Genomic DNA, 23,865 nt, shown 5'->3' with positions numbered 1-23,865 from the left:
TGGTAGGAGTTTCATTCGGAAGATAAATTTTCCGAACATATCCGGTCTGCGTCCCGAGATCATCCGGCCGGGAAGTGACGCAAGCGGCCAGACTGGGCAAGACCATTACAGCGAAACAAATCAACCTGACCTTCATTTAGAAGTCCTTCACATCAGCTCTATCAACACAACGAAACAGTTAGCCGATAAGATTCTTGAGCATTTCATCCATCTCCTTATACTCGTCGGCCACTTTCTGTATCAGGAACTGATGCCTGACCGCCTGCTCAGCGAAAGCACTTCGTTCCTGATCCAAATCGACGGTATTCCCATCGACTGCGCCCTGCGTCGGAATCCGATACATCAGGAATGCGTCGAGCTCATCGACGCTTGTGGCACACTTCGATTTATCAACAGGGTCCGTTGCAGGAGATGTTGCCAGGAGCGCCTGTTGCAGCGCAGCCTTAAAATCGATGTCGCGCGCCTTGTAGTTCGGCGTATCGGCATTGGCAATATTCGAAGCAAGCACGTTCAGCCGCCGCTCCGATACCTGAAGCGCCCGTTGGAAAAATTCTTCCTTGTCCGTCGTCGCGGTTTGCGTCAGACGGGGAATACCACTCTTGATTTCGTTCATCGCTCTTCCTTTCGGATATCGTCGAATCGAACTCCCGGTGAGGGCGGTAATGAGGATGCATTTGTTTGTCGCTTCTTCCAGGTCCACGGATACAACCACCACAACACCAGGATCAGCGAAGCAAATATTGCAGCCACGCCAAGGCCGACCAAATGGCCAACCACCTCTGCTATGACCAGACTCGCGCACAGGACCAGAGACAGCGATAGGAAAAATGCGCCGGCCAGCATTTGTTTGCTTGCGACGTTCTTGAACCGCATCCGGTCGTCGAGTGGCCGCAATACACGGTGCTGTACAGCTGGAGCGGTGAACAAAATGAGACTCGACAGCGAACACAAGAAGGTCGCCATGAAAATCCACTTCTCCAGCCGAACGATGCCTTGAAAACCCGAATTGAAAGGCAACGCAATCAGAAAGCCAGTTAAGAGCTGAGCCCCAGGAAGCAGGATCCGCAGCTCGTTGAGCATTTCAGTCATGTCTGCTTCGTCATGCCCAGCCAAACCAGCCGGCAATTCTCCGGCCGGTGCGGCTACGCTCGCCTTGCCCTGCTGACTGGTCATCATGATCTAACTCCTGAATTACCAACCTGAATAGGCGTTGCCGACAATCGGCCAGCTACCAGTCCGCGCCTATATGGACTGGTAGCTGGCACGGCTTAATGGGCTTCGGCTGTGGTCTTCTCGACGACCAATTCTTCCTCGTCCTTTCGATGCACAAGCCGATACAGCAGGGGCAACACCAACAGCGTCAGTGCCGTCGAGGACAGAATGCCGCCGATGACGACAGTAGCGAGAGGTCGTTGCACCTCGGCGCCGGTACCGGTCGCAAGTGCCATCGGCACGAAGCCGAGCGACGCGACCAGGGCTGTCATCAGGACCGGGCGCAAACGAGTGAGAGCACCCTGGACGATGGCCTCGTTAAGCGGCATACCCTCTTCCCGCAAGGATCGGATGAAGGAAATCATCACCAGGCCGTTGAGCACCGCCACGCCGGACAGGGCGATGAATCCCACCGCCGCGGTGATCGACATCGGGATGCCGCGCAGCGTGAGGGCGAGAATGCCGCCAGTGAGCGCAAACGGGATGCCGGTAAACACCAGCAGGCCATCCTTCAGGTTTCCGAACATGACGAACAGCAGTGTCAGCACCAGGAACAGTGCCAGTGGAACGACCAGCTTCAGCCGCTGGGTGGCTGACTGCAGCTGCTCAAAGGTGCCACCCCAGCTGGTCCAGTAGCCTGCTGGAACCGCAACGGACTTAGCGATCGCTGCCTGGGCCTCGGGCACAAAGCTGCCGACGTCGCGTCCACGCACATTGGCGCTGACGACGATGCGGCGCTTGCCATTCTCGCGGCTGACCTGGTTTGGACCAGGTGCAAACACCAGCTCGGCAACCTCGCCCAGCGGCACATACGACGCGGCAGCGTTCTCCCCCTGTGGTAACGCGATCGGCAGGCGGCGAAGCGCGTCGATGTCGCTGCGCAACTCTTCCGGCAGGCGGATGAGGATATCGAAGCGGCGGTCGCCTTCGAACATGGTCCCAGCCTGCCGTCCACCGGTTGCGGTGGCGAGCGCCGCTTGCACGTCGGCGATGTTCAGACCGTAGCGCGCGGTCTTTTCACGGTCGATGTTCACGGACAACATTGGCAAGCCGCCGGTTTGCTCGACCTTGACCTCGGACGCGCCAGGGATCTTCTGCAGGACCTCGGCGATCCGCTGTCCGGTCTTCGCCAGCACGTCCATGTCGTCGCCGTACACCTTCACTGCGACGTCGCTGCGCACACCGGAAATCAGTTCGTTGAAGCGCAGCTGAATGGGCTGCGAGAATTCGAAGGCATTGCCCACATATTTCTCGGCCTCCTTCTGGATTGCGTCCACCAGCTCTGCATGGGTCTTTTTTGGCGCCGGCCATTGCGCTTCCGGCTTGAGCATGATGTAGCCGTCCGAGATATTTTGCGGCATCGGGTCGGACGCAATTTCAGCCGTACCGGTACGTGCAAAAATGCGGTCGATTTCCGGGAATTTCGCTTTCAAACCGTTTTCCAGCTTCTCCTGCATCGCCAGCGACTCGGTCAGGCTGGTCGCAGGAATGCGCAGGGCCTGGATCGCCATATCGCCCTCGTTCAGGTTCGGAATGAATTCACTGCCGAGGCGCGCCGCGAGCAGGCCGGACAGGATCACGAGAACGATGCTCGACGCTAGCACGGCGGGGCCGTTACGCAGCACCTTGGCCAGCGCTGGCGCATACCAGTTCTTTGCCTTGGTCATCAGTCGGTTTTCCTTTTCCGCGACGCGTTTGCCAATGAACAAGGCGACTGCGGCGGGCACGAAGGTCATCGACAGGATCATCGCGCCGATCAGTGCGAGCACGACGGCGAAGGCCATCGGATGGAACATCTTCCCTTCCACTCCGGCCAATGCGAAGATCGGCAGGTACACGACCATGATGATCAACTGGCCGAACAGCAGCGGGCGCCGGGCTTCACGCGCGGCCGCGAACACTTCATGGAAGCGTTCATTGAGTGTCAATTCGCGTTTGTGGTGTTCCTGCGCATGCGCCAGGCGCCGTACACAGTTTTCGACGATGACGACGGCGCCGTCGATGATGATGCCGAAGTCGAGTGCCCCCAGGCTCATCAAGTTCGCGCTGATCTTGTAAGTCACCATTCCGGAGAACGTAAACAGCATCGACAGGGGGATCACGAGTGCCGTGATGACGGCCGCACGAATATTCCCGAGGAACAGGAACAGGATCACGATGACCAGGATCGCGCCCTCGGTCAGGTTCTTCTTGACGGTGGCGATGGCCTTGTCGACCAGGACCGTGCGGTCGTACACGGGCACCGCCTTGACGCCGGCCGGCAGCGTCTTGTTAATCTGGTCCATTTTCTCAGCGACGGCCTGTGCCACCACGCGACTGTTTTCGCCGATCAGCATGAACACCGTGCCCAGCACCACTTCCTTGCCGTTGGCGGTTGCCGCACCGGTGCGCAGCTCGCGCCCCAGGCCCACCAAGGCAACGTCGCGCACGCGGATTGGCACGCCGCGCACGTTGCTGACGATGGTATTGCGGATGTCGTCCAGCGTGCGGACCTGGCCGGGCGCACGCACCAGGAACTGCTCGCCGCGGCGCTCGACGTAGCCAGCGCCGACGTTGCCGTTGTTGCGTTCGATCGCCTCGACCACGGCGTTCAGGGTCAGGCCATAGGAACTGAGCTTGGCCGGATCGGGCGTGACGTGGTATTCCTTCGAGAATCCGCCGATCGAATTGATCTCGGTGACGCCCGGTACCTGGCGCAGCTGCGGCTTGATGATCCAGTCCTGCACCTCCCGCAGGTCGGTCGGTGTGTAGGGCGTGCCATCCGGCTTTTTCGCGCCGGGCGTGCTCTCAACCGTCCATAGGTAGATCTCACCCAAGCCCGTCGAAATCGGCCCCATATTCGGCGTGACGCCTTCAGGTAGGCCCTCTTTCGCTTCCTGGATGCGCTGGTTGACCAGCTGGCGCGCGAAATAGACGTCGGTGCCATCCTTGAAGATGACAGTCACCTGCGACAGTCCGTAACGCGACAGCGAGCGAGTCTGCTCCAGACCCGGCAAGCCAGCCATCACGGTTTCAATCGGATAGGTGACGCGCTGCTCGACCTCGAGCGGCGAATAGCCCTGCGCCGAGGTGTTAATCTGCACCTGGACGTTGGTGATGTCGGGAACCGCGTCGATCGGCAGACGTTGGTAGTTGTAGACGCCAATGGCGGCCATCGCGAAGACGGCCAGCATGACGATCCATCGATGCTCGATGGCGGAGCGTATGATGCGTTCAAACATAATTGTGCTCCTCAGTCCTCATGCTCGGCGCTGCTCTTGCCCTGCTCCGCCTTTAGGACGAAGCTGCCAGTCGTGGCGTAGACCGTCCCAACACGCAACCCTTCCAGGACCTCGACGTGATCCTTGCCGGTTGCGCCGACGACCACCGGTTGCGCTTTGAAGCCCTCCGGCGTCTGGACGAACACGACAGGCTTGTCCTCGACAGTCTGAAGCGCCTCGCTCTGGACGGCGACGGCGACTTGCTTGGCGTTCTGAACTAGCGACACATTAACGAAGAGGCCGGGTCGCCATGCGAGCGACGGGTTCACGAGCTCGATGCGGGCGGTTGCAGAGCGGGTCTGTTCACCCACCAGTGCGCCCACATAAGTCACCTTGCCGGTGGCGCTCAGGTCTGCCGCCGCAGCTTTGACGGTAGCGGTTTCACCGACCCGGACGACGCCGAGATCCTTCGGCGTGACGACGACATCGACCCAGACGCGCGACAAGTCTGACAGGAGAAACACGTTCGAATCTTCCTTGACCGCTTCGCCAAGGCTGATATGCTTTTCGACGATGATGCCGTCGAAAGGCGCACGCAGCTCATAGCGATTCACTTGGCCTTTACCCGATGCGACACCGAGCGCGCGCAGCTTGGATTCGGCATTATTTGCCGCAATGCGTGCCTCTTCGTAAGCCTGTCGCGCCTGCAGGTAATCCTGCTCCGCAGAAATTTTGTCTTCCCACAGCTTCTTCTCACGCTCATAAGTGCTGCGGGCCAGGTCCATGCGCGTCCTTGCGGCGTTAAGGGTGCTCCGCATCTCAGCCAATTCCGGACTGGAGATCACAGCCAGCACCTGGCCCATTTTCACGACCTGGCCGAGTTCGGCTTGCACCGACTCGGCGATTCCAGGAACACGCGGCACGATGTGGGCTGTGCGGTCCTGGTCGAAGCGCACTTCGCCAGGCAGCTGGACCGACGACTCGATCGTCTCGGCGCCGGCCCGTGCGACCTTGATGCCCGCTTGCTGAACTTGCTGGGAGGTCAGCTTGACGAGGCCCTCCTCACCACCATGGCCTGCACCTTCTTTCGTCCCGCCTTTGCCAGCGGGTGCTTGTGCGACTTCCTTGCCGGTTTCGGGACCAGCAGGCGTGCCGGAATCTTTCTTCCACAGCAGGATGGCGGCGCCGAGGATCACGCCGACCACGACGATCACCGCCACGGTCTTGAACGATTTATTTTGATTGATGGACTTCATTTGACTTGTCTTTCGATAGGATTTACGCCGGCGCCGGCAAGGGGGACGTAACGCTCGATATCCGCGATCGAGCGGTAACGGTCGGCGAGTGCGCGCAGATACTGGGTCTTGGTCTGGAACAGCGTCCGCTGGGCGTCGAGCACGTCGGTGAACGCGAACTTGCCCATTGAGAAACCGGTAACCGCGGCGTCATACGCGCTCTGCGCGGCGGGCAGTACCTGGTCGCGCAGCGTGACGGTTTGCGTCGACGCCACTTCGGCGCGCTGGTAGGCATCGGCGAGTGCCTGCGTCAAGCGCAGGCGTTCCGCCTCGAGGTCGTCGCGCGCCTGGTCGGCCCGTCGAAGTGCGGACAGCACATTGCCCTGGTTGCGGTTAAAGAGCGGTAGCGGTACCGAAAGGCCGATCACGCCTTGCGTACGGCCTTGTTCGCGCTCTCGTTGCGAGCCGACCGTCACCGTCACGTCAGGAATACGCTGCGCACGTTCCAGCCTGACCTGGGCATCCCGTCCCGCCACGTTCGATTGAGCGCGCCGCAGCTGCGGTGCGGTCTCAAGCCGCTGCGCCAGATCAGTCCAGGCAGGTACCCGGTCGAACGTGTCTGGTGCCTGCAAGGGCTGGTCGAGGGGGCGTGGGCTGGCCCATAGCGCGGTGAGCCGGCGCTGAGCCAAGGCCAGTTCGGCCTCCGCCTGGGTCAACTCGAGCTGCGCGGCAGCCTCGGCGACGCTGGAGCGGGTTTGCTCGACCGGCGAGATTTTCCCGGCGATGACACGCCGGCTGGTGACCTCGGTGGATTTGTGGGCGAGATCAAGCGACGCCCGCGCCAGAGCCAGCCGCTCCTGCGCCGTCAGGGCATCCATGTAAGCGGTGATCACATCGGCGCGGAGCTCTGCGCGTCTGGCATTTACATCGTCGATGGCGACATTGCGCTCCTGTTCGGCAGCAGCAATGCGCGCGGCGCGCTTGCCGCCCAATTCGAGGCGCTGGTTGACCTGGGTGGTCTCAGTGCGGGTGTTGCGATCAGTACCTTCGGAAAGGAAAGACAGCTCCGGGTTCGGGCGGGCACTCGCCTGTTGTACCGCGCCGTCGGCGATCCCGATCGATCGGGTAGCGGAGCGCAGAGCCGGGTTTGCCGACAGGGCCAGCTCAATCGCTTGATTGAGCGTGAGCGGCAAAGCCGAGTTGGTCGCCTGAGGCGCCATTACGGCAGGTGAAGATGGGTTTTGCTGCCCGATAGCATGGGCAACAGGAAACGCGGTCTGCAATAGAAAGACCGTCGCTCCCAGCACGAAGTGCTTGGATTGCATGATGACTCCGAAGACTATTAAAGGGAAATAGCCGGCGGCAGCCCCCACGCACCGTCAACGGTGCGCGGAAATGCGTTTCAAGTGAAGAGTCGCAAAAAGGTCAGCCGCAGGATCAGGCGCGGCCGGTCCACTGAGGACGTTCTGGAGGAGAGAGGACTACGGAATCAGGCGAAACAGCAGTCAAGGCGACAGCACCGCTGACGTCGTCAGGCTTGAAGCAGGATTCAGCAAGGTCGGGGGCGGCAAGCGCAATGTGCACATACGAGCAATGAGCGTCGTGGGTGGTGACCTTCTTGCTGAAGGGGGATTTGTCTTTGGCAGCCAGCGACAATTCATCAGTGCTGCTGTTGTGCTGGTGATGTCCGAAGTGATTGGACGCCCGCCCCGCCTCATGCATGCAATAGGCGCTAACGACGTTCCAGGTGAACTGGAAAGTCATCACTGCAAGCAAGATGAAAATGAAGCGTCGGACCATGATGCCGGCCAGTATAACGCAAACAAATTTTTCTGCACGTTCGCCGTTCAACTTTCCTGGATTCTCGCAACGGATAAGCTATGGCTGACTTGGTAAAAATATTGTAGAATGGACTCATCAAGATTTACCGCGTCACGCAAGTCATTGAATATAAAGGAACACAGTGGAAAATTTTCCTCGAAAAGAGCTGGTTAAGGTTGTTCAGTCGGGGATGACTGGTTCGCGCAGCGCTTTCGCACTCGCTGTCGGCCGGTTCGCAACAAAACTAAAAGACCTGGACCTGCAACTGGCCCAGGAACTCGCACAGTTTCTATCTACGGAAAATGTCATGCGTGGCGCAGGCGACTTCGTGCCGGCGCCAGTCGACGCGGATTCGCGTATGGAACTTGTCGAGACAGTGTACCCAGTAGTCGTGGCCAAGAAGCCTGTCTTCAATGATGCGGTTCAGGGTGTCTTGGAAGGCGTGCTGCGCGAATGGAACAGCCTCGATCTCCTTATCCAGGAAGGGCTGGCTCCGGCGCGAATGCTGCTGTTCTGCGGCCAACCAGGGGTCGGCAAGACGCTCGCTGCATACTGGCTTGCCCAGGAACTCAAACTGCCATTGCTCACCTTGAATCTAGCCACGGTGATGAGCAGCTATCTCGGAAAGACAGGCAATAACGTTCGCGCTGTATTCGATCATGCCATGTCGCGCCCGTGTGTTCTGCTGCTGGACGAGTTTGATGCGATTGCGAAGCGGAGAGACGACGACAGCGACGTTGGCGAACTCAAGCGGCTTGTGAACGTCCTCCTTCAAGCGCTCGACGAATGGCCGGCCAACGCCTTGCTCATCGCCGCGACCAACCATGGTGAGCTGTTGGATCCCGCTGTGTGGAGACGATTTGATCATGTGATCCAATTCGAACCGCCGTCGGCAGACTTAATCGAGGACTACCTCATGGAGATACCCATGGATGGCGAAGTACGCCAGAACCTCGCCGCCCTCCTCCAAGGCGAATCGTTTAGTACGATTGGCCAATTGATTCTCTCTTCACGCAAGGCCGCGCTGCTGGAAAAGGCGGACTTGCTGCCAACCCTCGTAAAGCATGCCGTGCGCTTACGCATGAGCAAAGGAACCATGGGCAAGCCGATCGAAGGAACGATGCTACTGATGTACCTGGCAGGCCAGTCACGGCGTGAAATCGCCGCCACCCTCGGCAAGACGCATCCTACCGTCGGCCGCGTCATCAAACGTTATCTCGGGGAGTAATTACGCATGGCAGCAACGAACATCATCTTGGGTTACGGTGAAACGCTCACGCATCTTCATAAGCTCAACCGCGGTTCAGGTCCGAAAAAATATCCCTACCTGATCAGCGAGCAACGGCCTTTGCTTGGCGAGCAGCTCGGCGACATCTTGAAGAGTCAGCGTGCGCAGGACGCAAGCCTGAAACCAAATGGTGAGTCCGTTGCGAAGTTCACGCTGCACCCGGCCTTCCTGGCGAAAACGCACCACCCGAATGCTCTGCTTAAGGCAAGCGGCCTGCGATGCGTAGGAAGCCGGTCGGCATTCGTTGTTCCCAGAAAGCTCACCGATCTTCGCCAGAAAGCGGGGGAATCGCTGTTCACGGCAGCACTGTACGTCGCCGGCGACGAACACGCTTTTGAACGTCTAGCGGACATGCTGTACGCGCCAAAAATCCCGCAAACCCATCAGAAAGCTTTTTGTCGGTTTGAGATGATGCAATCGTTTGCGGCGGTCGACAAAGACTACGTCAGCGAGTCGGCATCGAACCAATCGCTACTGGAGGTCGTGCTGCACGCGTCGGCGGAAGAAGGCGATATCGTCCAGGCGTTCGCTTCCTACGTCAAATCGCTGGGCGGAGAAGCTGAATCGAACCGCGCCCTCGTGATTTCAGGGTTGACCTTCGTTCCGGTCCGGATCGCCGCCACTTTGGCACGCGAGCTTGCTGCGTTCAACTTTGTTCGCGCCGTGCGCGTTATGCCGTCGCTGCGCATCGGTGGCAGGGAAATGCGTAGCTCCAACGTTCCTGCGCCTATCCTGCCAACGATGCCGGCAATCGATACTTCTCTCAAAGTCGCCGTCTTCGATGGCGGAATTGGGCATACCGATCTGAGCGCTTGGGTCAAGGAGACCATCATGCCTGGCGCTGAGTCGACCGCGGCCGCCTATCTGAATCACGGTAACGGTGTCACGAGCTCCGTGCTATTTGGCCCGATTGACGAAGCCGCACCCGAATTTCCGCGGCCTTACGCCAATGTCCATCACTACCGCTGCATCAGTCCAGCACTGCAGGCGCCGGCCGGCGTGCCCGACGCAGACCTCTACGACGTGCTGAAGCACATCGATAACGTGCTCAAGACCGAAAAACCCGACTTCGTCAATCTCAGCATCGGGCCATACATGCCCATGGATGACGATGAAGTCCATCCTTGGACCGCGCTGATCGACAGTCATCTGGCATCGGGCACCACCCTGGCGGCGGTCGCAGTCGGCAATGACGGGGAAAAAGCATGGCCGGACAGCAGGGTGCAACCTCCTTCAGACATGGTCAACGCATTGGCGGTGGGGGCCTGCGATACCACCGGCACTACCTGGACGCGTGCGCCGTACAGTTCACACGGCCCAGGCCGCAGCCCAGGCATGATTAAACCGGACGGCGTCGGCTTCGGGGGCTCGGAGAGCGAGCCGTTCGTGGTGTACAACGCGTTGACCGGCCAGTATGCGTACACAACCGGAACTAGCTTTAGCTCGCCAGCGACCCTTCGCACCGCCATCGGCGTGAAGGTCTCGCTCAATTCGCCACTGAGTCTCCTTGCTGTCCGCGCACTCATGTCGCACCATGCAACCAGGCCAAAGCATATGCTGATGAGCCACGTGGGACATGGTCGGTTCCCGCAAAGTGTCGAAGAAGTGCTTACCTGCGACGATAATGAAGTGCGCGTCATCTATCAAGGCACCCTCAAGGCTGGGCAGAACCTGCGGGCCCTAATCCCGTTCCCGACGATGCCGCTCAATGGTCGGGTCACGCTACGGGCCACGTTGTGCTTTGCCAGCCACACCGACCCTGAGCACGCTGTCAACTACACGCGCGCCGGCTTGACTGTACTTCTGCGGCCGAAGAAGAGTAAGAAGGAAACGACGACCTTTTTCTCGTCCTCCAAGATGTACACCACTGAACTGGAGGCGCGGGTTGACGAACAGAAGTGGGAAACCACACTCAAGCATGAGCAGCGCTTTAACGTCGACACCCTCGATGACCCGATGTTCGACATTACCTACGGCGCCCGAGAAGATGGCCAGAGCGTAGATAACCAGTCGCTGCCGCCCCTACCGTACGCAATGGTGGTTACGGTTTCGGCTGAAGACACGCCCGGCGTCTACAATAACATCCGACAGCGCTACCAGACCCTGCAGCCTGTCGAGGTTCGCCAGGAGGTGCGCATCAAAACCGGCAACGGCCGATCCTGATCGGCGCATGTTCGGCGATACGGCACTTGATCCACGTGCCGTATCGCCAATGCTGGCGCAGCAGAATATTTTTCGATTGCCGCAACCATGCAAGAACAACCTTCAACCGTTACACAACCCGCGCGCGTGGCGCCGATCGAGACCTGGACGGTTTCTCACGAACTCGATGGCTCTGCAGGTTCGAACCGAGAATGGGATATGCCGCGGCAGATTGGTGCGGATACGGACGTGGCGGCAGTTCTGGCCTGGCTAGCGAACTTCACCCCGACGCAAACGACATTCGACGCATATCGCAAGGAGGCGGAACGCTTGCTGCTGTGGTGTGTGGTAGAACGGGGCAAGGCCTTATCGTCGATTACCCATGAAGATTGGCTCTCGTACCACGCCTTCCTGGCCAATCCTCAGCCGCGCGACCGATGGATCGCACAACAGAATCGGCGACACCCGCGTCACGACCCTAGATGGCGCCCATTCGCGGGCCCGTTGTCCCAGTCTAGCCGGCGGCAGGCCGGAGTAATCCTCAATTCGATGTTTTCCTGGCTGGTCAATGCCGGATACCTTGCCGGCAATCCCCTGTCGCTGTCCCGTCAACGCAAGACCAGTCGGACGCCTCGCGTAGAGCGATATCTCGACCAGGAGCTCTGGGACGAAGTCAAGATAACGATCGACTCACTCCCACGCGAAACACCGCGGGAACGAGAACACCATTTCCGGCTACGTTGGCTGATGACCCTGTGCTACGTGTGCGGGCTACGCATCACGGAAGTCGCCGAGGGCACGATGGGTGATTTCTTCTGTCGGCGCGACCAGGAGGGTAATGAGCGCTGGTGGCTAGAAATCCTGGGCAAAGGCAGCAAAGTGCGTATCGTTCCGGCCACCACAGAGCTTATGACCGAGCTTGGCAAATACAGGCGCGAACTGGGCTTTCCAGTCCTGCCTGTCCGTGGTGAGTCGACACCTCTGCTTTTACCAATCGGCGGCAAGCCCAGGCACTTAAGTCGTGGCGGCATTCACGATATCGTCAAGGCAGTGTTCAGTATGACGGCCGAACGGGTCAAGATGAAAGGAGCTGAGCATTCGCACCGAGCCGCAATGATCGGCCAGGCATCCGCCCACTGGCTCAGGCATACGGCAGGGTCGCATATGGCCAACAAAGCCGTCGATCTGCGGCATGTCCGGGACAATCTAGGACACGCGTCCATCAGCACGACGAGTGGCTATCTGCACTCACCAGACGATGCGCGCCACATCGATACAGAAGATAAACATCGCGCAAACTGGTGAGAACATCGAATTAATTAGGAATAACGAGAAGGAGAGGCCTGAGTGGGAATGTCGCGCGTTAGAAAGAATGCATTTTTTTCTGCACATCCAGTTTGTATCTTCTGCGGAGGTGGCGAAAAGGCAACAACCATCGAGCACTGCCCTCCTCGGGCGATGTTCCAGTTTCGTGACTGGCCAGAAGGCTTTGAGTTCCCAGCCTGCGAGAGCTGTAATCACGGCACCGCAGACCATGACCTCATCATTTCTTTGCTTGGACGGACCGACCCATTTACGGACTCGGGTAATCGCGACGGCCGAATGTCGGCACTGATCACGTCAGTACACCAGAAGCACCCGGAACTGATTGCCAAAATGATGCCGTCGGCTGTCGAAGCCCGAGCATTAAACCGGCGGCTGGGGATCGCACCACCACCCGGCATGACGAATCAAGAGGCGGGTCCAGTGCGCGTGACCAGCGAAATGCATCGAGCCGTCGAGATCTTTTCTGGAAAGCTGACCAAAGCGATCTATTACATGCAAACGAAGAATGTATTCCCGCCTGAAGGGAGAATCGCATTGAAATGGTTCACCAATGCCGAGCTTATTACAAACAGCGGGCGCTACGTAGTTTTCGATCACCTTCAGCAACTTGACGGACTGGCACCTGCGCTCGTGCGCTCCAAGTCGCTTCTCAATGATCAGTTTGAATACAAGATTAGCATCTCGGCGGGACAGGACTTGCTTGCACTGCAGGCTCGCTTTGGTCACGGCTTCGGCTTTGCCGTCTTCGCCTCAACAGATGGCGCAAGGATCGACGCATCGTTCGAATCAATTGAACAACGCACTGGAAAGCCCAATCCGTTCGTAATGATTCAATAAGTTTATCCGGTTCGTTTGCCACCACGTAAGAGGCTGAGCAACCGACCAACAGCGCTGCTCGACTGAGGCTTGCAAGCAACCTGACAGTCAGCCATGCCCGCTTATCCGTTTGCGGTATGTCGCTCAGTTTTGTAACCGCACTAACTCTATTCGCCCTGACGTCGGGCGAGCTTGCGCAGATCTAGCCCGTCGACGCTCGGAAAAGCGACACTTCCTACTATTAAGTCGCCATGTTGATATGAAGGATCGACGGTAGTGGCTCGTAACACCAGTTGGTTCAACTTTGTCTCTTTCACGCCAGAAGTAGGCTTGCGAAGTGCGATGAGCCACCAGTAAATCGAACCGAACTTGGCAAGGTAACGCAGCCGCCAATATGTCCGAATACGACTCCCAAATTCGAGATCTCTGCTAAAACTGGTTAAATCCATTTGGAATTGTACGTTCGAGATGTCCTCCTGCATGACACTAAAATACGTTTCGTAGCACCGACGAAGCACAACCAATGCAAGGAGATATACATTGCAACCGCCTGGATGACGCACTAGATCACTTGGGGGCAATGCAAGATACCGCCTATGCTCGGCATCGTCGAATGGCGAAACCATCTGGATTGCTCGGGCAAGACGGCGTAGCGTCGCCTGGTATACCTGCCTCGCGAGGTCGAGTTGCACGTGACGGGGTGTTCGAGTGCGAATAAAGTGATCTTGCAGAACAGGTGGCGCAAGTCGTACCCTCCACTTCAGAATGACCAGTTCAGGTATAGTGCGCCTTGACAAAGCAAGGCTGGAGCAGATGGGTGCACGGTCTTGCACCCACTGTCTGATACAGGTATCCACTCGCAACCAACGCGCGGCGTGATAAAGCTCGCTGTCCTGAAACAGGAACTCGAATTCCTCTCGTGCAGTAGTGGTCATCTCCCACCATAGGGCTAACACATCAAGAGTCCTGCCGATCTCTATTGCGCGCTCCTGAATTTGCAGCCGGGCTGACACTCTCGGCTCGACGCCGGCGACAGGCCCGCCACATTGCGCACACGTGAACGGTTCGTCCAAGAGTCGATAATGGAAACCGTACGCTGGCAGTACGTAGCCACAACAATAGCACTGCGTACACAGCGGCGCGTTATCCAGCGGACAGTGGGTGATAAACAGGTTCTGATGCCAGAAGCTATGGTAGGCGTGTTCCAGGCAAATCGGGCAGTACCGAAATGTTCGGCACCACCAAATGCCGCGATGATGCAGCCGTTTTGCAACGATATATTTCGGCTCCGCCGAACTCCTACTCCACCCGCTGTAGCCTGCAAAGAGCTTAGCGTCAAACCCAGGAGCACTCGTCATTTTCGCGTGTTCTTTTTCGTACGATGCACCCCGCGAACAGAACCGCAGTAACTCTTTCGCTCGCAACCCGTTCCGCCATGCAAAGCGCCACAATGAGGACGTGATCGACTCCCAAGGTAATGAATTGAGATCGAGCGCCGCATTGGTGGCCGATGGCTGTCGCTGAACGTCGAGCAGTATCATTTCTGCTACCTCCTTAAGCGCTTCGCTTCGGTCTTCAAATCGTTGACGGCATCTGCCAGCAGAGCAAATTCAACTGCGTCCTGCCATGCTTCAGGCGGTGGCAACCGGCCAGGCAGATCTTCATGCTGCTGCATAGTGAGAAAATGTCGGACGGCGGCGAAGAACTGCCGAGCAGGAAATCCGGCGCGTGGAAGGGGTTTCCCCACGCACGACCGAAGCGCTTCGAAAAACAGCGGCGTTTGACTCTCGAGTGTGAAGCCAGAAGCACAGGCTTCGGGAAGGAAGAACTTCGTCCATGTTTGCTCAGAACCCTGCGGCCAGATGCTAGTGTCATACTGTCGAAAGATTCCAGCGACGTCTTTAGACGTAGACAGTGGCCTTAACACTTCGCGTCGTCTCGCGAATCGCGACACGAGATCTGTCCGACCCTTTTCCCGTAAAAGTGCGATTACGTCAGAAAAATCGGGGTCCTGCCCAATCATGATCGTGATTAGACCGACACCTTCGCGATCAAGGTCGTTGTAGATGTCCTTGAGGAAGAGGAAGTCGTCAATACGCAGCGCACCTGCTTCGTCGATCAAAAGCACGACAAAGGGAGACTGGTGCGTGCGCGCCAAGTCGATTAGACGGCAAACCAGCCTTCGCCTTAAATCGAAAGTCTCGCCACGCAGTTCTGGATGGTCGACCGCAGTGAGGAAGTGTTTGAAGAAAGCGCGGATTGACGGCACCTGATGATTCCAGCTGGTGTGGCGGACAACCACAAGATTCGGCATGCGATCCCGCAGAACGTGCTCGAGCATCATCAAGGCGCGTGTTTTACCAACGCCGCTTGGAGCCGTGAAACAGCATCCAGTTTCCCGTACAAGAAGGACATAACGGACGACCTGGTAAAGCGCTTTAATTGGCTCCGTTAGTAGTACCGTTTGCGAGCTGAACGCAGGGTGGTCAATCGTCAACTGGTCGCCGAGACGTTCGGCAAAAGAGGTCATTTCAATCTCCGAGATAGATTGGCGCATCCGCCGGATCAGCGAACGTTGGCGCACGACGCTTCTCATGCTGTGTAGAAGCCGGCTCATGCATCGGCTTCTCAGGCTCTTCTGGAATTTCAAGCGCGGTATCGCGCCGCGCATTTGCACGACTTTCTTCAGCCTCGAGTTTGGCGACTTCGAGTGCTTCGTTCGAAGCACGCTTCCGCTTACGCTTACCCGTCACCTTCAGGGTCTCTCGAAGCGTTTCCTCTTTGGTTTCGCGCCAATTGGACGCGACCGACGTGTGGTTGGTCCGATTGCGTTCGGACAGTCCCGCCTGGTTGATCAACGCACGGGTTCGCCACGAAATATGCTGCCCCCGGCGCCCTGCAGGGGCCAGCAGCGCGCCAAGCTGCTCGCCTGTACCCAAGACGGTCGCCCTCACGTTTTGCACATCTCGTAAATCACAATAGGCGATAAGCTGATGGTCAATCAGGTCGTACGAGTTCGCAAGTGCCGCATTGGTATATTTCCACCGCCCGAGAGTGACGTGCGGCCTGACATTGGTATGAAGGTTGCCACAGACCGTCACGACCTCCGTATGACTCAAAAGTCTGAAGTCGGCTTGTGCGGCGCGTGGCAACGGTTGCAGGAATACTCCGGCATCAGGATTACCGAGGTCATGCTGAAGAGCCGTCATGGGTGATGCGAAGTCGATCCCCTCGTTCGCGTCGTCGTTATGCTCTCGAATACAGCCGTGAATGACATCTAAAAGATCCTTGATCGTGATCTCGAACTTGACAGCATTTTCCAAGGGGTTGGACCGCTTCGTATCATCGGGACCCGAGCCGAATGTGGACGGCAGACGCTGGAGGCCGCGCTGCGTAAGCTCGCCGAAAATGCGTTCGATCGGATGCCGGCGCCACCACGCTTTTACCGGACCAAAGTTGACCGCGCACCCGACCGTGTTGATGATGTTGTCGACCACGCCAGTTGCGGCATTCGACCATGCATTGTCCATCTTAAGGACACTGAATCCCTGAAAGGCAAGCTCGGGCATCAGCTGAAGAGGAAAGACCTTTCCATCTTCAGTCAGGTGACAAGACACTGCCCCTTTTCCTTCGCAAGGGCGCAGGGCCACATCGATCACTTCGAGGACGCTATCGCCACTAGGCGTCCTTTCGAGCGCGGCGAAGGCGCCAAGTACGAGGTTGTAACGTTCTTCGATCAAGAACCCGATATGCCAACGAGCAACAGGTACCGGCAACCGCGCGCCTGTCTCCGTCTCAATGATGATTACGGATGCCGCATCAACTTTGTGAAAGTCCAACTGGCAAGCACCATAACCGCGAAGCTTAGGGAAAACACTGCGAAAACCCGACCCGACCCCGTGACGGCGTACCGCGTCTTCGCCACTTCGGGCACCGAACCACAAGACGGGCTCTTCCTTCAACAGCGCCAGGCAATACGCACGCAACGATTTGTAGCCGCAATCCTTTGTATTGAAGGGCCAATCCCGATCGGTGAAATTCAACTGCCGAAGCTCGTCGAGGAACTCACCATGCAATGCGGTATAGCTCACTCTACCGTTTGGCACCCGTCCCGACGGATGCCCCAAAAAGCTACTTCGTACAGCCTTTTCCACTTCCGGGAACCGTGAGAACAACAACGTTAAAGCGCCTGCACACCCTGCAGAACCATCGCCTAGCTCACGCACGATTGGCAGCTTGCGATCGTAGCCCGCCAGCCGCTTCCATGGCACAAGAGCACGAAAGCCGGCGATCGTCCCGTCCTCGGCGCCCATCAAGCATCGGTGCACCATATTACATACAGTCTGTCTCGGCAGGCCTGTCTCCCTCGTGATGTCTTCGTGCCGGACACCGTCGGAGTACATCTGCACGGCCAGCCTACGGCGCAAGTAATTGGCCCTTTTTTCCTCGTCGAACGCACGCTCGTCTGGCGCCGGCCAGAGCGTCAAGTCGGATAGCGACTGGGGAATTAACGAGCGATTGCGCGTCGCACTCATTGCGCCACCCGTCTAATCTGCGTGCTCGTCCCAAACAGCCTTCTATCCAGGTCAGCACCGTATCGCCCGCTCTGCAGCGCTTTGGCAATGACAGCGAGCATGACACCAGGGTCAACCTCGGGTATTGCCAACATGCTCGAAACTGTTGGCGCGTCTTGTCGTGCAAAGCACGACAAGAAGCGCTCAGTTTCAACGTGGCAGGGATGCAGCCGCGCGCGCGTCATAACCGCACACAGCATCAGCCAGTTGTCGATGAAAACTTCCCTACCAGCCAGATCGAGATCAGTGCGGTGAATCAGCGTGGCTCCAGCATCATTCGCTTTTACCTGCAGCGTGCTATCCCGAGAAGCTGGGTCGTCGCTGGCGCTGTCTCGAGTGCGTTGCCTGCCAAAGGTGAGCCAAGCCTGACTGCCGTCCTTCAGCCGCAGCCGCACATAGCCGTGTTGCGAGTTCGATGTAATCCGGAAGGGATCATCGATGAGATCGTATCCCAAAACGTCGCAATCGCTCTCAAGTAACACCAAGTGGAGGAACGCGACATCACCCGAAACCGTCAGGCGCCGGTTGTTCTTCGGAGAATCGAAGATCCAGAGATTCGATACCTTCTGTGCGCGCTTTCGAATTGCCGTGAGTGGCGCGACTGTACTTTGCCCCGTCCCACACGCGTGGGTTGCGGAAGAGATGCCTCGTAGCATTGCTCTACCCTCCGTTACTAGACGGATGCAGCTTTTTTGGAAACAAAGGTTGACCGTCCGGTCGGAGAGCGATATCTTTGAAGTGTCCAGGTTCGAAGATATTTTTCTTTGGCCGAAAGCGGCGGATCTCAGTTATTGGGGTTCGTCGCTTTTTTACATGATCAGTCCTCCTTGAGGATGGCTTCGATACGTGCCGCTTTTGCCTGTGTAATATGTGATGCGGATTGAATCAAATTTTTGACGAGCAACGCAATCGGTGCGCACGCCCACGTACTTTCACACGCGGCAGCACATCTTTCAGCGACGGCTGCAGCCAACAGCCGCTGCGCGTCCAGGTCGTTCAACTCTAGAGCCTGCACAATTCGCAGCAAAACAGCGGCAGACGGCGGCCCCTTTTTCGAATTCTCCAGTTGCGAGTAGTAGCCGCGGCCCAAGTTGGCCCGAGCTGCAATTCCCAATTGCGTGACGCCTTTCGCGCATCGCATGTCGTAAAGTTCACGGCCAAAGCCGTCATGACGTTCGGGCATGTAGCGAACTCTGTAACCGGACACAAGGGAAAATGACTTATTTGAAAATAAGCCTAATGAAACATATACAACGCTTTAATGCGCGACGCAAGTAAAACGTCTAAGCCCCACGGTCCAGCGTCCGACCGTCGCAACGTTGCATTAGCTCAGCCCGATACGGACGTTCTCATGCCGTTTATAGCATCAACCAGGCGAATGTTTAGACGACGAGCGTCGCGCTGTGATCGCCATTGCGGCGTCAACGTATTTAGGTACGAGTCACGAGTACACTAAACGTGTCACCCCATTTAGGTAAAACACGCTAATTCGCCTTGAGCCCAATGCACCCAAAAGCTATGACATCTTCTTATAAGCCTCAGAGATTCAAAGACTTAGGTGAGCGGAATGTCAAAGCTTTTAGGTAAGAGCCCTTTTGAACGGATGTTTATGGCGGCTGCACTGCGACCGACAGCAAGCTAGTAAGTCGAGAATTTCACGCTTTGAGACGCCTGCCATGAGCAGGCGTTTTTTTTGCCCCTCAACCATCCGATAGTGTTTGCGCAACCTGGCCTGACCGAAGCGTCCAGTTCGCAGGTTCCTGATGTGCCAATATTGCCGACGAATTTCGCCGTAGATGTGTGACCTCTCTTGCGGGCCAAGCTGATCGAACGGGAACAGTTGTAATTGCATTCCGGCAATTCTAGCGAAAGGCGGTTTGGCATGGCGCGTGCACTGCTGCGAATCGGCAAACTGAAGCGGCCGCATTCGAACGACCCGTCGACGCAGGCTCAGCATGTCTACATGGGGCCCTAACCGGCCCCATACCCCCGGCACTTATCGTGATACGTCACGCCAAATAAAATTCGACCTGGTAGAGCCAGATTTCGCCGGCCGGCACGAAAATCAGATCTACCAGGTCGAATTAAATTTTGTCGATCACCGATCGGCAGAACTATAGCCGCTTCATCTCCAACACCAAGACAAGCTCGCTCGAGCTCGAGCTGGACGACTTGCCCAGGTTGAAAGGCAAGAAGCGCAGCCCGGTCGAGCCACCCTCGTCCTTCGAGTCGTTCAGCCCGGCCAGCACAACGACCTCACCATCGACCATCGAAAGCGACGTGCGCAACTCCCGCTTGTTGAGGATCGGCGGCTGGCCAGCCGATGCACCAGGTGCCGCGACAAAGTTGCTGACCTGCTGAAAAAGGTCAACGTCGACCGTCTCACCCCGGACGACTGGCGACACCTCAAGGATTGTGCCGGAATCGACGCGCTCGAAACTCTGCTGGGTCGAGCCGTTGTTGTTGGTGAGGATCGCACCTAGGATCGACTGCTGGCCACCAGAAACAAAGCGCGCCGTCTTACCCGACCGGAGGCGCACAAAAGGAGCGCTAACAACCTTGAACCTCGAATCCGAAGCGAGCGCCGAAGCAACCAGGTCCACGGAGCCAGCGCGGATGCGCACAAGGTTCGACACCGGGTCCGCGCCAACCGAAAGATTCAACCGCCCACCAAGCACGCCAGCCACCAGTTGGAGCGCCGAGGCATCCGAAGCGGATTTGCCTACCTCGTACATGTACGCCTTCACCAGCACCTCACCGACAGGCGTATCCAGCTGCTCAAGCAAAGACTTAACCTTACGGACTTCACCAGGTGCGCCAGAAAAAACGATGAAGTCATCACCAACCGCCGAATTCATCACGGACCCGACCCCTGCGGAAGCTTGCGGACCACCACCAGGAGCGCCGACCACAACCTGACCAGGTTGCGCACCAACAGCAGCCGTACCTACCGCCTGACCACCAACGCCCATCGCAACAGCGGTCCTTCTATTCGCAAACGTCCCGACGACGAGCGGCTGCAGCAGATCCACCAGGTAGCCGGGATCGCGATGCCTAACCCGATACAGCAATGGCTCACCGAGATCCCGAACCGCCGCCGCCTCGGAACGCTTGCACACAACCATGACGCCCTGCTTCTCGACGGCCTCATACCCGTTTGCCGACAACACCGCCTGAATACCAGGCCCATCGAGCACGCGACCGCCAGCGCGAACCGAGACCATCCGCCCATCCTGAAGCACATCGTTACAGACCACATACGGCCGGATGTATACCTCCTTGTAGTAGAGCGACACGGCCTGGCCAACCGTCACCATCGACAAGTCGAAACCCGAATCCTTCTCAGCGGCCTGACTGCAACAAACGACACTGCAACCGATCAACAGCCCAACGCCCCAGGCAAACAGATTCCTCATCACTTCCCTCCCCCAACTGGCCGCGCGCCGGACCACGCCGAAACCCGCTCACCCTCAAGAACACCGACAACCTGGACACCAGAGCCGACGAAGGCAGCACGATTTTCGAGGCGAATTGCCGACCCATCACTAACAACGACCCAGCGCTCACCGCGTATCACGACCTCACCAACCACCTTAAGCCGATCCGACACAGCGGAACGCCCCACAGGAGCAGCAGGAAGGCCTCCAGAGGCGACCGGAGCCGCACCAGGAGGCTTCGTGCCAACCGCAGGCTGCGAAGCGTCTGAGGGCTTCCCGTTCGCCTCCTCAAGCTTGTTCACCTTATGCCGGATCACAAACACCAGGACCAGAACACAAACAAGAAAGAAAACGAGGGTGGCAACGAACTTCGCAATGATCTTGCCCCGCAGGGACTGGCGACTATCGACCGCCTGCTCTTTTGCACCCGCGACCGCATAGGATCGATAGAGCCTATAGACCTCCGGCTTAAACGGATACGGACCCTGAGTCGAATACGGCTTCCCGGTAAGCTTCACGCCCCGAAACATCCTGACGACATAGCGCTCCAAGCCGATCTCCTTCGGCTTGTGCGTCAGGCTCGACATCTCAACCTTGCCCTTGAGCGCCCTGGCCAGCATCGTCAAGTCAGGATCGATTACAACCATGTCGCAGGTGTGACCCATCTCGTTCGCAAAGTGACGATGCTCGCGGAAGAAATACGCGTGCTCCCTCTTCACCTTTTCGCCGGTAGACCAATAGCGAGTCGCTTCATCCACCACAACCAGGTCGCCACCGCAAACCTCACCAGCATCCGGCGCCGGCACAGGCATCGCCTTATCGAGCGCATCCTCACCAGGGAAAAAAGTTACCTTGTCCGGCGCCGACCGATCGCAGTGCCGGATGTGGCCTACACAGATGATCTTGCCCTCGTAGAACTCCTTCACCACATGCTCATAGATCGCCTCACAGTCCAAACCGTCAATGTTGGTGATGATGAAGCGACCCTTCGCCACAGCAGGCAGGATCACATGCTGCATCACCCCGTACGTTTTGCCGGAACCAGGCGCACCACCGAAAGCATTAATTGGCATGCTTACCCCACCACCGGCATACGACGAATCGCGAACCGAGTAACGTAGGCCGACAGGCAAAGCTGAACGCCAGTGCCGACCTTGAAGAGATCGAAGAAGTACCAGATGCCCGGAGGAATAGCGCCGAAGGCTTGACTAAGCGACGACGAACCCGGCAGCTTCGGAGCCAGGTAAGACATAAATTCCGCACCGATGAAATACAACGCGAAGAAAACAACAAACTTCACTAGGATCGACCTTACGAACCAGGTAAGAGCCGTAAAGAGAGCCGATAACAGAATTCCGTACATGCTTAAGCCCTCAGGACAATGAACAGAGCGGCCAACGTAAACGCAAGCACCATAGCCGCAGCGATCACACTTCGGTTCTGCTCGAGCAACCCGCAATGAGCGTCGAGACGATATTCCTTGCCATACAACGCAAACACACCGACTGGACACTCCGCCTGATGCGACGGAACCGCAAACGACTTAAGCTCAGGCATCAAATTGAACATCGGATCAAGGATGCTCTCCTTCGACGGCGTAGCTTCAAGAGGCGGCGCGCCAACGTTAGGATTCGGACCCCAGTTGATCTCGGTACCCGTGCCCGGTGTCGTCGGAGCTTCAGTGCCAGTATCGGTGCCGGTCCCCGTGCCGGTTCCAGTACCAGTTCCAGTGCCCGTGCCAGTACCAGATCCGGCGCCGCCCAACGACACCGAACCCGATGACCCAGCACTACCAGTGAAATCGCCGACCGTAGGAACACTAGCCCCACTAGACCCCGACCACGAATCGACGTCAGAAACACTCACCGGGTCGGACGCGGCCCAGGGAATACCACCAGTATCATTGGCAGGAGCGGCCGACTTCCAAGCGGCATTCACTGCGGCCGCCAGCGTACCGGAAGCCAAGGCACCAGCCACGCCAGCAGGAACCGACTTCGAAGCAGCGTCCGCCGACGCGTAAGTAACCGGAGGAATGTCCGTTGGAGGAGGCGGAGGACGAGTATCGTACGTGCCATTCGCAGACGCATAAGGCGAGCCCGACGAATTCCATGTCAGATTCACCGGACCGACATTACAGCCCTTGTAGCTGACCTGTATGACATTGGAAGAACTCACGACCACATAGTTCAGCGCACAGCCAGCCGTAGGGTAATTTGAGTCAAACCACCCGAGCGCGCAAGACTCGGGACTGCTGAAATAGACGTTGTAATAGCTGCCACTGCCAGACGAATCCCTCTGGAAATACGGCACAGAACAAAAGCCGCCGCCCTTCACAAGAGCCGCACCAGGGAAAGTGTTTACGCTGGTAGGAATCGTGCCACTAGCGACCAGGGAGCCATCGGCGTTAAAAGTCCACTTGAAATCAGAATTCTTCGCCAGGTAAATGACACCGCCAGCGACAGCACCAATGCCCGCAGCAGCCAACAACGCAGGCCAAGAAATAGCAGCGCCCGCGGCAACGCTACCCGTTGCGAGAACATTCAAACCTATCTGAATGCCTCGAATCGTCGCCGCGGCCCGAGGATCAGCGGCAGATATCCCCCAGGCCGCAAGCTTAGCCAGGACGATAGCCGAGATAGCCCGATTCAGCGGAGCGACAACCGCAGCCGCCTGAGCGCGAGCCTCGATAATTGGCGCAAACATCAGCGCCCAGGAAAGACCTAAGACCGAGACAAAGCCCGGGTAACGATATTGGCGCATAGGACACCCCAGCAGAAAAAAGCGAAATACCACCATTGAACGGACATAAGACCT

19 protein-coding genes are annotated in these 23,865 nt (G+C 57.7%); 4 read left to right on the top strand and 15 right to left on the bottom strand.

Going from position 1 to position 23,865, the window contains the following annotated elements:
- Nucleotides 1-178 precede the first annotated feature (178 nt).
- The 6 genes from flgB to LQV39_RS08215 all read right to left on the bottom strand — a co-directional run bounded on the left by flgB (nt 179) and on the right by LQV39_RS08215 (nt 7,498).
- On the bottom strand, nt 179-613 hold the full coding sequence (gene flgB / locus LQV39_RS08240) for a flagellar basal body rod protein FlgB (RefSeq protein ID WP_230023219.1): 435 nt from the start codon (nt 611-613) through the stop codon (nt 179-181).
- On the bottom strand, nt 610-1,176 hold the full coding sequence (locus LQV39_RS08235) for a DUF6328 family protein (RefSeq protein ID WP_230023214.1): 567 nt from the start codon (nt 1,174-1,176) through the stop codon (nt 610-612). Before LQV39_RS08235 ends, flgB begins: the two co-directional genes overlap by 4 nt.
- Before the next feature lie 92 nt (nt 1,177-1,268).
- The gene (locus LQV39_RS08230) at nt 1,269-4,433 is read right to left on the bottom strand and encodes a CusA/CzcA family heavy metal efflux RND transporter (protein ID WP_230023211.1); all 3,165 of its coding nucleotides are present in this window, start codon (nt 4,431-4,433) and stop codon (nt 1,269-1,271) included.
- An 11-nt stretch (nt 4,434-4,444) separates the two neighbouring features.
- Nucleotides 4,445-5,668 carry an efflux RND transporter periplasmic adaptor subunit gene (locus tag LQV39_RS08225; protein ID WP_230023208.1) on the bottom strand — a complete coding sequence of 408 codons (1,224 nt, stop codon included), beginning with the start codon at nt 5,666-5,668 and terminating at the stop codon, nt 4,445-4,447.
- Nucleotides 5,665-6,972, bottom strand: a complete 1,308-nt coding sequence (locus LQV39_RS08220; protein ID WP_230023205.1) for a TolC family protein — start codon at nt 6,970-6,972, stop codon at nt 5,665-5,667. Before LQV39_RS08220 ends, LQV39_RS08225 begins: the two co-directional genes overlap by 4 nt.
- A gap of 112 nt (nt 6,973-7,084) precedes the next feature.
- Nucleotides 7,085-7,498, bottom strand: coding sequence for a hypothetical protein (locus tag LQV39_RS08215; RefSeq protein WP_230023202.1), 414 nt, complete (start codon nt 7,496-7,498; stop codon nt 7,085-7,087).
- 112 nt (nt 7,499-7,610) lie between these two features.
- Here LQV39_RS08215 and LQV39_RS08210 point away from each other — a divergent pair, with 112 nt between their 5' ends.
- The 4 genes from LQV39_RS08210 to LQV39_RS08195 all read left to right on the top strand — a co-directional run bounded on the left by LQV39_RS08210 (nt 7,611) and on the right by LQV39_RS08195 (nt 13,061).
- Nucleotides 7,611-8,696, top strand: coding sequence for an AAA family ATPase (locus tag LQV39_RS08210; protein ID WP_230023197.1), 1,086 nt, complete (start codon nt 7,611-7,613; stop codon nt 8,694-8,696).
- A 6-nt stretch (nt 8,697-8,702) separates the two neighbouring features.
- The gene (locus tag LQV39_RS08205) at nt 8,703-10,919 is read left to right on the top strand and encodes a S8 family peptidase (RefSeq protein WP_230023193.1); all 2,217 of its coding nucleotides are present in this window, start codon (nt 8,703-8,705) and stop codon (nt 10,917-10,919) included.
- A gap of 87 nt (nt 10,920-11,006) precedes the next feature.
- Nucleotides 11,007-12,203, top strand: coding sequence for a tyrosine-type recombinase/integrase (locus LQV39_RS08200; protein ID WP_230023187.1), 1,197 nt, complete (start codon nt 11,007-11,009; stop codon nt 12,201-12,203).
- Between the two features lie 42 nt (nt 12,204-12,245).
- The gene (locus tag LQV39_RS08195; RefSeq protein WP_230023183.1) at nt 12,246-13,061 is read left to right on the top strand and encodes a hypothetical protein; all 816 of its coding nucleotides are present in this window, start codon (nt 12,246-12,248) and stop codon (nt 13,059-13,061) included.
- A 146-nt stretch (nt 13,062-13,207) separates the two neighbouring features.
- Here LQV39_RS08195 and LQV39_RS08190 read toward each other — a convergent pair whose 3' ends face one another.
- The 9 genes from LQV39_RS08190 to LQV39_RS08150 form a co-directional block, all read right to left on the bottom strand.
- Nucleotides 13,208-14,581 carry a hypothetical protein gene (locus LQV39_RS08190; protein WP_230023176.1) on the bottom strand — a complete coding sequence of 458 codons (1,374 nt, stop codon included), beginning with the start codon at nt 14,579-14,581 and terminating at the stop codon, nt 13,208-13,210.
- 5 nt (nt 14,582-14,586) lie between these two features.
- On the bottom strand, nt 14,587-15,570 hold the full coding sequence (locus LQV39_RS08185) for an ATP-binding protein (RefSeq protein WP_230023170.1): 984 nt from the start codon (nt 15,568-15,570) through the stop codon (nt 14,587-14,589).
- 1 nt (nt 15,571) lies between these two features.
- On the bottom strand, nt 15,572-17,353 hold the full coding sequence (locus LQV39_RS08180) for a hypothetical protein (protein WP_230023165.1): 1,782 nt from the start codon (nt 17,351-17,353) through the stop codon (nt 15,572-15,574).
- 218 nt (nt 17,354-17,571) lie between these two features.
- Entirely contained in the window at nt 17,572-18,270 is a 699-nt protein-coding gene (locus LQV39_RS08175) for a hypothetical protein (RefSeq protein WP_230023162.1), read from the bottom strand.
- A 161-nt stretch (nt 18,271-18,431) separates the two neighbouring features.
- Nucleotides 18,432-18,797, bottom strand: a complete 366-nt coding sequence (locus LQV39_RS08170; RefSeq protein ID WP_230023160.1) for a helix-turn-helix domain-containing protein — start codon at nt 18,795-18,797, stop codon at nt 18,432-18,434.
- 931 nt (nt 18,798-19,728) lie between these two features.
- Complete coding sequence (locus LQV39_RS08165; RefSeq protein ID WP_230023157.1) at nt 19,729-21,030, bottom strand: type II secretion system protein GspD; 1,302 nt, start codon at nt 21,028-21,030, stop codon at nt 19,729-19,731.
- Nucleotides 21,030-22,124 carry a zonular occludens toxin domain-containing protein gene (locus LQV39_RS08160; RefSeq protein ID WP_230023154.1) on the bottom strand — a complete coding sequence of 365 codons (1,095 nt, stop codon included), beginning with the start codon at nt 22,122-22,124 and terminating at the stop codon, nt 21,030-21,032. Before LQV39_RS08160 ends, LQV39_RS08165 begins: the two co-directional genes overlap by 1 nt.
- A gap of 2 nt (nt 22,125-22,126) precedes the next feature.
- Complete coding sequence (locus LQV39_RS08155) at nt 22,127-22,414, bottom strand: DUF2523 family protein (protein ID WP_230023151.1); 288 nt, start codon at nt 22,412-22,414, stop codon at nt 22,127-22,129.
- A gap of 2 nt (nt 22,415-22,416) precedes the next feature.
- Complete coding sequence (locus LQV39_RS08150) at nt 22,417-23,811, bottom strand: hypothetical protein (protein ID WP_230023148.1); 1,395 nt, start codon at nt 23,809-23,811, stop codon at nt 22,417-22,419.
- Nucleotides 23,812-23,865 lie beyond the last annotated feature (54 nt).

The organism is Massilia sp. Bi118 (assembly GCF_918697865.1).
GTDB lineage: Bacteria > Pseudomonadota > Gammaproteobacteria > Burkholderiales > Burkholderiaceae_D > Telluria.
The sequence above is the reverse complement of the archived record's forward strand: the minus strand, read 5'-3'. Positions and strand labels throughout refer to the sequence as shown.